Here is a 13,290-nt window from a genome sequence, read left to right as displayed (position 1 = left end):
CTTGGGGCTGTCTCAGGAATCCCAGATCGCGCCATGGGCGGGTATTCCCCGAGCTTCCAACTCTTGCACCAGACGCTGGGTCACCGTTTGGTTGGCAATACAGATCACGGCTTCTGCACCAAAGGCTTGCACTGCACCGTAAGCCAACTTCACCAGGTCTGGCTTGCCGCGCTCATCGGTGTCCCAGATCAATGCGCAAGGCTGGGCGCGCAGAATTTCCTCCACCAGTTCATCGCCATAGGTCGTCCTCGGGCTACGGGCAGACCAGATCAACTGAATCGGTACCTGAGCCGCCAGCAGATGCGGCATGACAGGCCCGATGCCGCTGCCAGTGGCGATGTACACCACCGACTTGAACAGGGTTTCTACATTGGCAACACCCGCTGTGGTGATGCCCTTAACCCACACATGTCGCGGCAAGTCCTCGATAAATCGCCCGGTCCAATCCCCTGCGCGGGAAATTATCAGGCGGAAACCCGCCTCGTGTGGCGTGGGAATATTGGCAAAGGAATGCCACTCCAGCAGTGGGTTGCGGCTGATCGCGGTGGATGAACCGGCGAACGGTGTGGTGTGGCTCAAACGCGTAATCACCGCATGCCCGGAAGGCCGTGCGTGTTCAACAGCCACCTTGCGCAGCCGCAGCCAGGGCAGCAGGACGCTCAGGGTCAGCACTGCCAGCATCCAAAACGTAACGCTGTGCAGCAGGCTCGACGTGGTCAGTAACGTTTGCCACCAGAACAACAGCAACGCACTCCAACCGCCAAACCGATGAACGCGTTCAAACCCATTGTGGAACCGGCCTCGAATACGTGGTTGAGCCATGACCACTATGAGCAGCAATAAGCCGAGCAGCATAACGCTGACCCATAACCCGGCCACCGAAACACTGTCAGGTTGTTGCAGGTAACGCGTAACCTGCACGCCAACCAGGGCGGCAAACCACCCAGTGGCCGCAAAGGCTGCGCCACTGTGCAGCCCACCGAAGTGGTACACCTTGGCCGCGCTACGCCGCACCTGTAAGGGCCATGTAGGCGGTATTCGCGTTGCCAGCCAGAACAGCCCATTGATCACGTATTGCTGGCGAACGAGAATGGCAACCGACAGGTTGATCAGCACCATGTCCGACAGCGTCTGAACCGGGATGGCGTGCAGGTCCACAGCCAACAGCAAAAACACCAGGTTGCCCATCAGCGCGGCGGCTGCCAGGCGGTTGTAACAGGAAAACATCGGCAGTGACGTCCAGCGACGCCAAAGCGCCGGCTTGGGCGGTACAACGGTACGGATCAGCGTATCAATCATGGCCGGGCTCCCCGGTCGCGAGCGCCTGCACCGCCAACTGGTTCTCCCGGGCCGTTTGCAGTAACAATGCCTTATCGATCTTGCCCCTCGCGGTCAGTGGAAAATGCTCCACTGCGTAGATGGACTGAGGCACGCAGTAATAGGCCAGGCGCTGTTGGCACGCGGTTTGGCAAGCCTCGATGTCAGTGCTGGCAGGCGAAACAAAGGCCACCAACGTGCGGCTGTCCAGCTTCAAAGTGACGGCGCGCATGCATCCAGCGCCGGCCTCCAGAGCCGCCGACACCGCATCCAGTTCCACGCGAAAGCCGCGGACTTTCACTTGGTCATCCACGCGCCCTAAGTGTTCGAGCTGGCCGTCTCCCACCCAGCGCCCCAAATCTCGTGTGCGGAACATCATGGCGTCGCCACCGAGAAAGGGATCCGGACGGTATCGCTGCTGGGTCAATGCCGTATTGTTCAGATAGCCTGCTGTCACACCCGCACCACCGGCCCACATCTCTCCCGTTTCACCCAAGGCACAGGCACGCCCCTGCTCATCGAGCACATAGACAGTGTTATTGGGGGTTGGCCGGCCAATAGTCAGTGGCGTGCCTGGTACATGCCGGTGCAGCGTGTTGACGATGGTCGTCTCGGTAGGACCGCAGCCGTTGTAGAACGTACAGTGCTCGGCCCACCGATCCGCCAGAGCCTGGGAGCAGGCTTCTCCAGCCACCGCAACGACGTTGAGGTGGGGACACTGTCGAGGCTCAAGGGTGGCCAGTATCGAAGGCGTTGCGATCAACACATTGCACTGTGCGGCCGTCTGCGCGATGTCTTTGCCGCGAATCAGCAAGGTCGCACCATGAGCCAGGCAACCGAGTATTTCCCAAGCCGCCATGTCAAAGCCGATATTGAGAATCTGCCCTACGGTACGACCCGGTGCCATACCCATCCGCCCAGGTTCAGTGAGCAGAATATTGCATACGTTACGGTGGCTGACACACACGCCGTTAGGGCGCCCTGTGGTTCCAGATGTAAACAGTACAAAGCACAGATCATCCGGGCCAGCACCGACACGCACGCAATCATTGTCTTCAGCCAGCCATGGCGTTTGAGCAATGAACGTATCCAAATTGAGGCAGCGGTGGGACGCGTCTGCCGGAATGCGCTCCACCAGGCTCGATAAGGTCAGAATCACCGGGCTGGTCAATGATTCGAGGACCATGCCCAATTGCAGGGTGGGTACGATTCTGGCGTCCTGAGGGACATACGCGGCGCCAATCTTTAACACCGCCAGGAGCCCGACCAGCATGGGAATCGAGCGCTCGACGAACAATCCCACCGTGTCCCCAGGCTTAACACCCTGCCCAAGCAGATGCTCAGCCAATCGATTGGCTTGTCGGTTGAGTTGTTCATAGCTGATACGTTGGCCCGCGCATACCGCAGCGGTCGCCTGGGGTGCCAGCCTCGCTTGCGCTTCGAAGGCTTGGTGCACGTTGGCGTAGGTGGCTCGGGTTGAAAGGCCACAACCCCATCGCTCAAATAAAACCCGCTGCGCGGCAGGCAAATGAGCCAGCGAGATGCAGGAAAAAAACTGTTTATCACTCGGCAAACACGTCATAAGCACCCTCTCACTATTCAACTGCCGGCTGAATGCCGACAGATGCAAGGGTGGATAGAGGGCTGCGCACGAGATTACAGACTCTCAAGGTATACAGACGCTTCCCACGTATTAGCCGGGAAGTTTCTTTGCGCAAAGCGTGGAATAACCTACAGGGACCAACGTCTACTTCAACACACGTGAGTAGACTCATCCCCATGCATGAACTCGACGAACAGTTACGCGAACTCATCCCCAGGTTGCGGCGTTTTGCCGTGTCGCTGACGCGCAACAGCAGCAGCGCCGATGACCTGGTGCAGGCGACCCTGGAGCGGGCGATCATCGCCTGGGCTGATAAGCGTGTCGAAGGCGACCTGCGCGCCTGGCTGTTCGCGATCCTCTATCGACAGTTCCTCGACGCCCACCGCCGCAGCCGACGCTATGCACGTATGCTCGAATTCTTCACCGGGAGCGATGATGCGCAACCGTCGGTGGAGCGCACAGTGATGGCCCAATCCACCCTGCAAGCCTTCGACCAACTCAGCACCGAACAACGCGCCCTTTTGCTGTGGGTGTCCGTGGAGGGTTTGAGCTACAAGGAAGTCGCCGAGATCCTTCAGGTACCCATCGGCACCGTGATGTCGCGCCTGTCCCGTGCGCGCCAAGCGTTGCGTCAGCTCAGCGATGGCGAAATTGCCGGCCCTGCCCTGCGGAGACTCAAATGATCAGCCTGCCCCCCAGCGAACGCGATTTGCATGCCTACGTCGATCACCAACTGCCGGACAGTGACCGCCGCGTACTTGAAGCCTGGCTGGCCAACCACCCCGAAACGGCCGCCCAGGTCCACGCCTGGCAACAGGACGCGCAATTATTGCGGGCATCCTTGAGCGGTACCCTGCAGCAGCCGAGTAATCCGGCACTGGACCCGGCGTTGATCCGTCAGCGTATCAAGCGTCAGTCCCGCCGCCACTTCGCCAGCGCGGCGGTGTTGCTGATTGCCGTGAGCCTTGGCGGGCTTGGCGGCTGGCACGCCCGCGAAGCCACCCAACCACAGCCGCTGCCGATGACCGATGCCATGCAGGCTTACCGTCTGTTTGCCCAGGACGGCGTCATGCCCGCCGACTACAACGACGACGGCAGCGGCACTATGCAAGCCTGGCTCGACCGCTATTTCAATCAAGCCCATCGCCTGCCCGACCTGAGCCAGGCAGGCTTCAAGCCGGTCAGCGGGCGCCTGCTCACTACCGATCAGGGGGCAGCCGCCATGGTGCTGTACCAAGACCCCCAAGGCCGACGCATCAGCTTTTATATCCGCCCGCCGGGACCGAACAACGGCTTCCTGCCTCGTGGCAGCCGCAGCGCCGATGGTTTGCAGGCCGAGTACTGGTCGGGCGGCGGCTATAACTACGCAATGGTCAGCCCGGCAGACCAGCCCACCCCGGCGCTGATGAAGTTCTAGAAACCCACGTCCAGCACCACGTTGTCCAGGTAGGTGCCGCCGGGTGGTGTGGGCTGGTCGGTGTAGATGCGAGCGTTGTAGTTAAATACCTGGCTGCCTGTGCCCAACCCATTGCCGGGGTTGACCTCCGCTGTGGAACTGGCCCGCCGCGCCGCGCCGACGCTGCCCCAACGCGTGGTGCCGGCGCTTTTGAAGAGGTCATAGGCCAGGTAGTTGCTGCCGGAAACCATGCGTCGGCGCCCGCCGACACTGATCGGGTTCTGGCCGTCGCTCAAGCCCACGGTGTAGGCACTGCCCTTGGTGCAGGCGATATTGATGGTCTGGCCGGTCACTGCGGTAAACCCACTGACCACCGGCGCGCTGCCAAAGCTGATATTCGGCGCGGTGATCTGGCAGTCATTGGTCACGGTCATGCTGACGGTCAGGCTTGCCGTGCCGCTGCCCGTGTCACGCCCCAGGCAAATGCCGCCAACGCCGATTCCCGAGCAATAATTCCACACCCAGGCGATGTTCAATGTCTCGGTGTACAGCCCCGCTGCGATATTGCTGCCGGTAATGCTGCTCAGGTACAACGGCACGGTTTTCGCCCCGGGCCCGGCGATCAGGCCAATGCTCTGGGCAATGCCGCCCGCGCCCCCAAAATCGAATTGAGTGCCGCGGGTGATGGGATAACTGGTGCTGTTATTGCCATAAATCGTGTAGCCAATCACATCACCGGTCGGCCCGACCATGCCAGCGGTGGACGAGGTGATCGTGGCGTAGAAGTGGTCGGTGGACACCAGCAGCGAAATCAACGCCTGGGTGCAACTCAATCCGGAGTTGGTGGTAGAGCTGGTTTGCGCGGCAGTGCGCACCGTCATCGAGCTGATCGAACCGAAACTGGCCGGCACCGTGGAAACCACCGAACACACCGCCATAACCTGCCCGGAAAATAACAGCCCTGCCCCATACATCCATGCCTTGCCCCTCACCCGCAGTCTCCTTGCTCAAGCACTCACTGGCACACCAACGGCCCGATCAGGGGCACGTCCTGTTGCTGCTCATCGATAGCGAATGTCGCCTGGCAGGTGCGCCCCTCACTGAGGGTGACCTGCAAAGTATTGTGGGCGCTGAGGTTTTCCAGATAGACCAGCCCATCCCACCCCACCACCGCCTGGGTGTTGCTTTGCTCGTGCACCACCAGGCTGCCCAGCGGTAGCTCCTGATGCTGGCGATCCACCAGGGTGATACTGGCGGCGAGCACCCGGCGCAGCGGAAACTCCAACAGATAGCCGCTGCCCCGGCGTACCGACACGTGCTGCTCCACATTGGGGCTCTGCACGTTCGCCGGCAGGTTCAACGGGTCAATTTCATATTTGCCGCGGTAATACGCGCTGCTCCATGGCACCAGCAAATGACCGTTGCGGTCGGTCTGGCCCACCAGCTGGTTTTCGTAGCGCACTGGAATCCCGGCGAACCCCTGGGTACTCACCACCACAAACGCGTCATTGATACGGTTGGCAGCAAAGGTTTCGCCGCCCATCCACACCAGCGAGCCGCTGGCATCCGCCCAGCGCGTTTGGGCGTCACTGCTGCCGTACACGCCGGCCTGCAACTGCACTGACTGCAAGCGCCAGGTCAGGTCGGCCTGCCGATAGCTTGGCGCATCGCCCTGGGCATAGCCGAGGTTGTAGCCCACGCCGCCTTCGCTGGGCACCGCGCGGCTGTAGTTGATGCGCTGGCGACTGGCGCCGTCCTTGCTGCGCTCGGTGCTCAAGGCCAGGCTGCCGTTGAGGTCGAACGGGATCACCAGTTGCGCCTGCATGGCCCAGTTGCTGTCGCCGATTTCGCGGTTGGCCGACAGGTAGAAGCTGGTGTTGCGCCACAGCGGTTTGCTCCAGCTGAGGTTGAGCAGGCGCGTGCGCGAATCGTCTGCCGCCTGCACGTCGAAATACCCCAGGCCCAGGCTGCCGAAACGTTGAAGGTTGAGGCTCAGCGTCACCTGCTCGCTGCGCTTGCTGAGGCTGGCGTAAGGGGTGTCGACCAGGGTCAGGTCGGCGTAGTCATCGCGCCGTTCAACGCGCTGGTACATCAGGCTGTAGCGCGTGCTGTTGTACTGGTAGCCGAGGCTGAGTTGCTGGCCGCTGCGGCTGTCGAACTGGCTCTGGCTGAGGGCGGTATTGAGCACGCCGAAGTTGCCCAGGCGCAGGTTGGCGCCAAGCCCGCCGAGGGTCAGGTCGCTGGATGCTTCGGCATGGCTTTCCAGGGTCAGGCTGTCGCAATAGCCATAGCGAAAGGTGCCACTGGTTATGCCCGGCCCGTAACCGAAATCGCGCAGGGTGTAGTCACGGCGCAAGGTACCGGCAGCCACGGAAAAATCCGTCAAGCCTTGTTGCAGCAAGGTGCTGGTAACGTAGAACGGCACCGTGGTCGACACCTGGCGCCCGAGGGCGTCGGTGGTCACCACGACAGCCTCCCCGGCGCCGTTGATAAATGGCACGTTGGTCAGGGTATAAGGCCCGGGTTTCAGCTGCGCGGTGTCGGATTTATAGCCGTTGATAAACAGGTCCACCGACGAGGGCACCGCCGCCTCACCGGCGAACTGCGGCAAAGGGTAAGTGACCAGGTCCGGGCGCACGGCAAAGTCCCGGGACACTTGCACCCCGCCCAGACGCACCGAGCTGCTCCAGGGCAGCGAGCCGCTGATCACGTCGCCCGCCTCGTAGGTGAGCAGGCGCTCATCATCGGAAAATCGCCAGGTGGTGTCGTAGCGCCGGTAACCGTTGCCGAGGGTACTGTCGGTGATGCCATCAGCCAGGGCCTGGCGCACCTGCCCGGTGTTGGACAAGGTGCCCCAGGTGTCGAACAGCCGCACTTCGTTCCAGGCGGCGAGGTAGCTGCCGCCGTCATCGGTGTCGTTGAAATACACGTCATAGTTGAGCAAGGCGCCGAAGCTGCTCATGGCCTGGGTGCGCGGATAGGTATTGCGATTGCCGATAAACTGCGCCTGCAACCAGGATGGCGGTACATCCAGCAATAGGCGCTGGCCATTGCTGTCGTAGTCGCTGTGCAGCCCAGGCACCTGGTCCAGGGCCACGCTGCCGACAGGCTCGCCGGGCAATTTCATACCCACGTCCTGCAACGCGCTGGCGGGCACAAACAACTGGCCGGCGCGCTGGTCGACCGCAATGACGCGGCCGGTGTCCATCTGGTTGACCACCAGTTCCAGAAACAGCTGTGCATCGGCGACTGCCTCCATGCTGCCCGGCGGCGGCGGCAAGTCGCCTGCCATCGCAGCGCCCCACAGCCCGCTTGCCACTGCCACCGACGGCCATAAACCCCGAGCCCAACCACGACTCACCATGGCGTTGTGTCCTTCAATGGACATCTCCATCCTGTTAAAACCCGGGCGTATGCCCGTAGCGCTAGCTGACGGTTATCGCTTGGGCGCCAGGCTTTCAAATTGCGGCGCACCGTTGACCCTGACCTGCAACGGCTGGTCGGCCGATACGGCATCCGGCACCGGCCAGCGCATACTCGCGCCCGGCAGCACATAGCCGAGCAAACCTTCTACCAGCGGCCGGGTCTGCCCGCCTTGTTTGAACGACGCATCGGTGAGCCGCGCATGCACGGCGCCCTGGTTGCGCACCTCGATGTAACTGCGCCCGCCTACGTTGACCTTTTGCCAGCTCAAGTCCGGCTTGCCGGCACCCTTGGGGTCGCGTTGACGTGTGGCGTCGTCCTTGCTCCACAACCCGGCGCCGTAGGCAAACAAGGGCACCGAATAGCGCATCTGGAAGCGAATCGCTGCCGCTGTGTTCTTGCCTTCCGGCGGCGCCGGCACCTGCAGCGCCGAGGGGATTTCATCGATGATGATGCGATAGGCCAGCTCCTGTCCCGGCGGTACTTCGCGGGTTCGGGTCAGGCGCACCAGTTGCTTCTGGCCGGGCTCGATTTTGGCCACCGGCGGGCTGCCGATCACGTCGCGCTGGTTTTGGTACTGCTCGTCGAAACCGTTCTGGCTCCAGGCAAATACGCGGATCTGCAGGTTGGCCGTTTCCGTGCCACGGTTCTCCAACCACAGCGCGCTGGCCTGTTGATCGGCCTCCAGCACCGGGTCGATGGGCCAGATCAGCACCGAACTGGCCGCCTGCACCAGCCCTGCGCCACACAAAAGCCCCAAGGCAATACCCGCGGCCCACCACCGCCGGGAAGTTGAATGCATAAATCCACTCCTCAATACCGTTAGCCCTACCACGACAGCTGCACCTGCAGCGTGTCGCTGTACGTCCCCCCAGGCTGATTGCCGGGTAATACCACCCGCCCGTAAATCGGCAGGCTGATGTTGTTGGCATCGCTGTAAGTCACGCTGACGCTCTGGCTGACGCCCAGGCTCTGGCTGAACGCCGCGTCGCGAAACAGTTGATAGGCCACCCGCGCGCTGCCGCTGTTGAGCTGCAAATTGCGCCCGGCGCTGTTGTAAAGGCCGCCATCCACACTCATGGTCAGCGCCACCCCCGGAGTGCATTGCAAGGTCACACCGCCAGTAAGGGCTGCCGTGACCGTACCGGTGGCCAATGCCGAATAGCTGCCATAGGCCAACGCGCCGTAGTTGGAGCCGCCGCCCACGATCAGGCAACCGGGAGTAATGGTCGCGCTGACCTGGAAGCTCTGGCTGGTCGCTGCCGACAACGGCAACGGCAGCGCCAATCCACAGGCCACCCCCAGCCTGAGCCACAAGGTCAGAACGTCAGCTCCACGGCCACGGTATCGGTGTAAGTACCTGCCGGCAGGCCCGCCTTGCCCACCGCGCGACCGTAGAGGTTGACGGTTTGTGCCACGCCGGTACTGGTGGCGAGCGTCACCACGCCATCGATCGCCAACAGCGCGGAACGCCCGCTGTCAGTGTAGAAATCGTAAGGCACGAAGTTACCCGCCCCATCGGCCAGCGCACGGGTGCCCCCCGGCGAGGCGCCATCATGGGCGCCGGCACGCACCGTCACCGTTGGCGTGGTACCGGCTGAACACAGAATCGACAGCGCCCCGCCGGTGCCGGTGCCGCCCAGCAACTGGGCGTCGGCATTGGTAAACAGGCTGTTGGTGGTGCCGAAGTTCAAACTACCGAAATTCAGCCCGGTAGCCGCCCCGGAGCCGTTGACCTGGCAACTGGCGATCAAGGTCAGGCTCGAACTGATCTGCCCGGTAACCGTGGTCGCCGCATTCAGGCTGGAGGCCAGCGCCAGGCCCAAGGCACACACGCCCATTCGCGATACGAGTACATGCATGATATCCATCCTCATGGTTTACCAATCCAGAGTCACCGTCAGGGTGTCTGTGTAGATGCCGGCCGGTAGGGCCCTGGTATTCGCCACCACGGAGCCGAATACCGGGATGGGTACCTGCGCGCCCTGGGTCACGACGAAATTGCGTTGCTGGCCGATGCGGTAGGCACTCTGGCCCAGCGCATCGGCCGATAGCCGATAGGGAATGGTCTGGCGCCCGTTGCTCAAGCGGCGCGTGGTGCCGTCGCCATGGGCGCCACCGTCGATGGTCACGGTAAAACTGCTGACCAACGACGGGTTGCAGGAGACCGACAGCGGCGCTTTATCGCCATCGGAAATGGTCGCGCCCAAGGTGTCGTTCCAGGTCGGTCCCTGGCTGCCGAAATCCAACAGCGCAGTGCCACCGTCCGGCGTCACTGGCGCGCGTTCCACGCCTTTGCTGACTTCGCAACTGGCGGTAATCACCAACCGCGCATGAATCTGCCCGTTGACCACAGCCGCCTGCGCGTCCTCGGCCAGCAACAGCAGGCCGCCCAAGGCCGCGACGGCCAGATAGCGGCTTACCATGTGACCGTGACCTTGAGCAGGTCGGAATAACGCCCCACCGCAGGGATGTCTTTGAGCGGTTCAATGCGGCCATACAACGGCAGATCAACCGAGCCGGTGTCCGGTACGCGGCCGCTGACCGGCACGTCCACCGGCAAGGGGATCAACCGGGCTGCGTCGGCATAAATGCGATAAGGAATGGGCTTGCTTGAGGGCATCGCATTACTGAGGTAACGCACTTCGCCCACGCCACCGTGCAGGCCGCCGTCAACGCGCATTTGGTAAGGCGTGTCGGGGTTGCACTCCAGGCGCGGCTGGCGCTGGCTGATCAGGGCCGCACTCAGGGGGCCGGCCGGGTCATCCAGACGCGGGCCGCTGCCGAAATCCAATACGCCAAGTTGCTCGATGCCCGCATTGCGAGTGGTGCCCACCAACTGGCAACCCCGCTGCACGTCGATACGCACCTCCACCTGGAGTTGCGCAGCAGAAGCCGTGTTGCAGAGCATCGCGCCCATGACAGCCAATACCGCCAATCCCTTCACTGCCCCAATTCCTTATACAGGGGTAACAACCTTGTATGAGGTTAGCCAGTTAACGCGAAAGTGCCAGTTTGCAAGGCTCGGCGCCCTTCACTGTTGGTCAAATGGCATCAAGCGTCCTACAGTAAGCGACCACCGCAATACAGAGTGATTATTCTTGGCCGTGCTTGCCCTGTTCCAGCGCCTGCTGGGTAAAAAAACCGACGTCTGGGGTGCCTCGCCCATTCCTGCCTATTTTCAGAAAAAGGCCGAACAACAGGGCTACACCCTCAGTGACGGCCAAATCCGGGCGATTACCGCCCTGAATCGGCAGGCCCAGCACCTGCTTAATGGCCAGGCCACGCGCAGCCTGTACCTGCACGGCCCGGTAGGTCGCGGCAAGAGCTGGCTGCTGGATGGGTTTTTCCAGGCGCTGCCCATCGCCGAGAAGCAACGCGTGCATTTCCACGACTTCTTTGCCCGGCTGCACCAGGGCATGTTTGTGCACCGCGAGCATGAGGATGCCTTGGGTGTCACTCTGGATCAGTTGCTCGCTGATTGCCGTGTGCTGTGTTTTGACGAGTTCCATGTGCACGATATCGGCGATGCAATGCTCATCAGCCGCTTGTTCAAGGCCCTGTTCCAACGCGGCGTGCTGGTATTGGTAACGTCCAACTACCCGCCCGAAGGGTTGCTGCCCAACCCGCTGTATCACGAACGATTCAAACCGGTGATCGACCTGATCGCCGCACGCATGGACGTGCTGGAAGTCAGCGCGCCCCAGGACTTTCGCAGCCTGCCCCAGGCCCACGCCCAACAACGTTTCACCCGCGGCCACTATGTGTGGCCGGGTACACCGGCGCAGCGGGAAAGCCTGGGTGTGCCTGCCACCAATGGCCCGGCGCAAACCCTGACGGTTGGCAATCGGCAGTTGCTGTGCCGAGACCATCAGGCACGGACCATCCTGTTCACCTTCAATGACCTGTGTGAACAGCTCACCGCCGTGATGGATTACCTGCTGCTGTGCCAGGACTTCGACCACTGGATCATCGACGGCCTGCCGCAGTTGGCCGAATGCCCTATCGCCGTGCAACAGCGTTTTATCAACCTGGTGGACGTGCTCTACGATCAGGACAAACACCTGACCCTCATGGGTCACCAGCCGCTGGATAAAGCCCTGGAAGGCCAGGCCATCGACCTCGCCCGCACCGCCAGCCGCTTGCAGCAGTTGCACATGCTCTGCCCGCAAACCGCACCCGAGCCGCTATCATGAGCGCCTTTTACGCCCCCTTCCGAGTGCCGCGCTGTTCATGAATACCCTCGCCCAACTCAAGGCCGGCCAATTAGCCGGCGCCAAGCGCCTGGACCTGGCCTGCGGGCTGACCGAGTTCCCCCGGGAAATCTTCGACCTGGCCGACTCCCTGGAAATCCTCAATCTCACCGGCAATGCCTTGAGTAGCCTGCCCGAGGACCTGCACCGCCTGACACACCTGCGTGTGCTGTTTTGTTCGGACAACGCGTTTACCGAGCTGCCGACGTGCCTGGGGCAGTGCGCGAAGTTGAGCATGATCGGCTTCAAGGCCAACCAGATCGGCCATGTGCCCGCCGCCGCCCTGCCGCCGCAGTTGCGCTGGCTGATCCTCACCAACAACTGCATCAGCCAATTGCCGGAAGAACTGGGTCAGCGCCCGTTGCTGCAAAAGTTGATGCTGGCCGGTAACCAACTGACGCAATTGCCGCAAAGCCTGGCCCACTGCCAAAACCTGGAACTGATCCGCATCGCCTCCAACCGCTTGACCCACCTGCCGCAGTGGCTGCTGAAGCTGCCAAGCCTGACCTGGCTGGCCTACGCCGGCAACCCGGTGGAAATGGCCGTGACAGTGACGGGCGAAGATGGGACGCCGAACATTCCCTGGTCTGAACTGGAACTGGGAGAAGTATTGGGCGAAGGCGCTTCCGGGATCATTCACAAAGCAATCTGGAAACCCCAGGCGCTGCCGGTCGCGGTCAAGCTATACAAAGGCACCATCACCAGCGACGGGTCACCGCTGCATGAAATGCAAGCCTGCATTGCCGCCGGGCTGCATCCCAACCTGATCAAGGTGCAAGGCCGTGTCATCGGGCACCCGCAACATCAGGCAGCATTGGTCATGAGCCTGATCGACCCGAGCTACCGCAACCTCGCGGCGCTGCCTAGCCTGGCGTCCTGCACCCGGGACATCTACGAAGCCGATACCCGTTTCAGCCTCGACGTGGCGCTGCGCATGGCACGAGGCATCGCTTCGGTGGCGGCGCACTTGCACCGTCAGGGGATTACCCACGGTGACCTGTATGGCCACAACATCCTGTGGAATGCGACGGGTGATTGTTTGCTCGGAGACTTCGGCGCGGCGTCATTCCATGCCACGGCCGACACCTTGGAAACCAGGGCGTTGCAGCGTATTGAAGTGCGCGCGTTCGGGGTGTTGCTGGGGGAGTTGTTGGATCGGGGTGAAGGGGCAGTAAATGAGGATCTGGTTGAACTGCAAAAAAGCTGTTGCCAGCCCGATGTGTTGGCGCGGCCAAGCTTTGAAGAAATCGACGGCGTACTGAGCGCTATCTAACACCGCTGGAACAATGTGGGAGGGG

At 62.0% G+C, this 13,290-nt stretch carries 13 protein-coding genes; 4 read left to right on the top strand and 9 right to left on the bottom strand.

The features are described from left to right. Positions 1–12: 12 nt before the first annotated feature. Together E4P01_RS17620 and E4P01_RS17615 are read right to left on the bottom strand one after the other, a co-directional pair. A complete protein-coding gene (locus E4P01_RS17620) occupies positions 13–1,299 on the bottom strand; it encodes a membrane protein (protein ID WP_032880558.1) in 1,287 nt (428 codons plus the stop codon). Beyond that, positions 1,292–2,899 (bottom strand): amino acid adenylation domain-containing protein, encoded by a 1,608-nt coding sequence (locus tag E4P01_RS17615; RefSeq protein ID WP_216091732.1) that lies wholly within the window; start codon positions 2,897–2,899, stop codon positions 1,292–1,294. The genes E4P01_RS17620 and E4P01_RS17615 overlap by 8 nt, the downstream gene beginning before the upstream one ends. 197 nt (positions 2,900–3,096) lie before the next feature. Between E4P01_RS17615 and E4P01_RS17610 the strand changes: the two genes are divergently transcribed. Both E4P01_RS17610 and E4P01_RS17605 read left to right on the top strand, forming a co-directional pair. Further along, the gene (locus E4P01_RS17610; protein WP_216091733.1) at positions 3,097–3,603 is read left to right on the top strand and encodes a sigma-70 family RNA polymerase sigma factor; all 507 of its coding nucleotides are present in this window, start codon (positions 3,097–3,099) and stop codon (positions 3,601–3,603) included. Then, a complete protein-coding gene (locus E4P01_RS17605) occupies positions 3,600–4,337 on the top strand; it encodes an anti-sigma factor (protein WP_216091734.1) in 738 nt (245 codons plus the stop codon). The genes E4P01_RS17610 and E4P01_RS17605 overlap by 4 nt, the downstream gene beginning before the upstream one ends. Here E4P01_RS17605 and E4P01_RS17600 read toward each other — a convergent pair. The 7 genes from E4P01_RS17600 to E4P01_RS17570 form a co-directional block, all read right to left on the bottom strand. Beyond that, positions 4,334–5,290: a spore coat U domain-containing protein gene (locus E4P01_RS17600; RefSeq protein ID WP_216092176.1), complete on the bottom strand. Its 957-nt coding sequence runs from the start codon at positions 5,288–5,290 to the stop codon at positions 4,334–4,336. The genes E4P01_RS17605 and E4P01_RS17600 overlap by 4 nt on opposite strands. 41 nt (positions 5,291–5,331) lie before the next feature. Then, positions 5,332–7,680: a fimbria/pilus outer membrane usher protein gene (locus E4P01_RS17595; RefSeq protein WP_216092177.1), complete on the bottom strand. Its 2,349-nt coding sequence runs from the start codon at positions 7,678–7,680 to the stop codon at positions 5,332–5,334. 72 nt (positions 7,681–7,752) lie between these two features. Beyond that, entirely contained in the window at positions 7,753–8,541 is a 789-nt protein-coding gene (locus tag E4P01_RS17590; RefSeq protein ID WP_216091735.1) for a molecular chaperone, read from the bottom strand. 26 nt (positions 8,542–8,567) lie between these two features. Continuing rightward, the gene (locus tag E4P01_RS17585; protein ID WP_032880552.1) at positions 8,568–9,056 is read right to left on the bottom strand and encodes a spore coat U domain-containing protein; all 489 of its coding nucleotides are present in this window, start codon (positions 9,054–9,056) and stop codon (positions 8,568–8,570) included. 2 nt (positions 9,057–9,058) lie between these two features. Continuing rightward, positions 9,059–9,601, bottom strand: a complete 543-nt coding sequence (locus tag E4P01_RS17580) for a spore coat protein U domain-containing protein (protein ID WP_032881297.1) — start codon at positions 9,599–9,601, stop codon at positions 9,059–9,061. Positions 9,602–9,619: 18 nt separating this feature from the next. Further along, positions 9,620–10,165, bottom strand: coding sequence for a spore coat protein U domain-containing protein (locus E4P01_RS17575; RefSeq protein ID WP_216091736.1), 546 nt, complete (start codon positions 10,163–10,165; stop codon positions 9,620–9,622). Then, on the bottom strand, positions 10,159–10,650 hold the full coding sequence (locus E4P01_RS17570) for a spore coat U domain-containing protein (RefSeq protein ID WP_187432786.1): 492 nt from the start codon (positions 10,648–10,650) through the stop codon (positions 10,159–10,161). Before E4P01_RS17570 ends, E4P01_RS17575 begins: the two co-directional genes overlap by 7 nt. Before the next feature lie 190 nt (positions 10,651–10,840). On the opposite strand from E4P01_RS17570, the gene zapE reads away from it, so the two are divergent. Together zapE and E4P01_RS17560 are read left to right on the top strand one after the other, a co-directional pair. Beyond that, positions 10,841–11,935, top strand: coding sequence for a cell division protein ZapE (zapE, locus tag E4P01_RS17565; RefSeq protein WP_216091737.1), 1,095 nt, complete (start codon positions 10,841–10,843; stop codon positions 11,933–11,935). 37 nt (positions 11,936–11,972) lie between these two features. Beyond that, on the top strand, positions 11,973–13,265 hold the full coding sequence (locus E4P01_RS17560) for a protein kinase (RefSeq protein WP_216091738.1): 1,293 nt from the start codon (positions 11,973–11,975) through the stop codon (positions 13,263–13,265). Positions 13,266–13,290: the final 25 nt, after the last annotated feature.

The organism is Pseudomonas sp. NCIMB 10586 (assembly GCF_023127895.1).
In the GTDB taxonomy this organism is placed as follows: Bacteria; Pseudomonadota; Gammaproteobacteria; order Pseudomonadales; family Pseudomonadaceae; genus Aquipseudomonas; species Aquipseudomonas synxantha_A.
Note: the sequence above shows the minus strand (reverse complement) of the source record. Positions and strands in the feature narration are given on the sequence as shown.

What these genes read in the sequence shown, in the direction of transcription:
- E4P01_RS17590 (WP_216091735.1), bottom strand. Translation starts at nt 8,541, where the DNA reads ATGCATTCAACTTCCCGGCGGTGGTGGGCCGCGGGTATTGCCTTGGGG.
- E4P01_RS17575 (WP_216091736.1), bottom strand. Translation starts at nt 10,165, where the DNA reads ATGGTAAGCCGCTATCTGGCCGTCGCGGCCTTGGGCGGCCTGCTGTTG.
- E4P01_RS17560 (WP_216091738.1), top strand. Translation starts at nt 11,973, where the DNA reads ATGAATACCCTCGCCCAACTCAAGGCCGGCCAATTAGCCGGCGCCAAG.
- E4P01_RS17620 (WP_032880558.1), bottom strand. Translation starts at nt 1,299, where the DNA reads ATGATTGATACGCTGATCCGTACCGTTGTACCGCCCAAGCCGGCGCTT.
- E4P01_RS17615 (WP_216091732.1), bottom strand. Translation starts at nt 2,899, where the DNA reads ATGACGTGTTTGCCGAGTGATAAACAGTTTTTTTCCTGCATCTCGCTG.
- E4P01_RS17600 (WP_216092176.1), bottom strand. Translation starts at nt 5,290, where the DNA reads ATGTATGGGGCAGGGCTGTTATTTTCCGGGCAGGTTATGGCGGTGTGT.
- E4P01_RS17595 (WP_216092177.1), bottom strand. Translation starts at nt 7,680, where the DNA reads ATGGTGAGTCGTGGTTGGGCTCGGGGTTTATGGCCGTCGGTGGCAGTG.
- E4P01_RS17610 (WP_216091733.1), top strand. Translation starts at nt 3,097, where the DNA reads ATGCATGAACTCGACGAACAGTTACGCGAACTCATCCCCAGGTTGCGG.
- E4P01_RS17605 (WP_216091734.1), top strand. Translation starts at nt 3,600, where the DNA reads ATGATCAGCCTGCCCCCCAGCGAACGCGATTTGCATGCCTACGTCGAT.
- E4P01_RS17580 (WP_032881297.1), bottom strand. Translation starts at nt 9,601, where the DNA reads ATGCATGTACTCGTATCGCGAATGGGCGTGTGTGCCTTGGGCCTGGCG.
- E4P01_RS17570 (WP_187432786.1), bottom strand. Translation starts at nt 10,650, where the DNA reads ATGCTCTGCAACACGGCTTCTGCTGCGCAACTCCAGGTGGAGGTGCGT.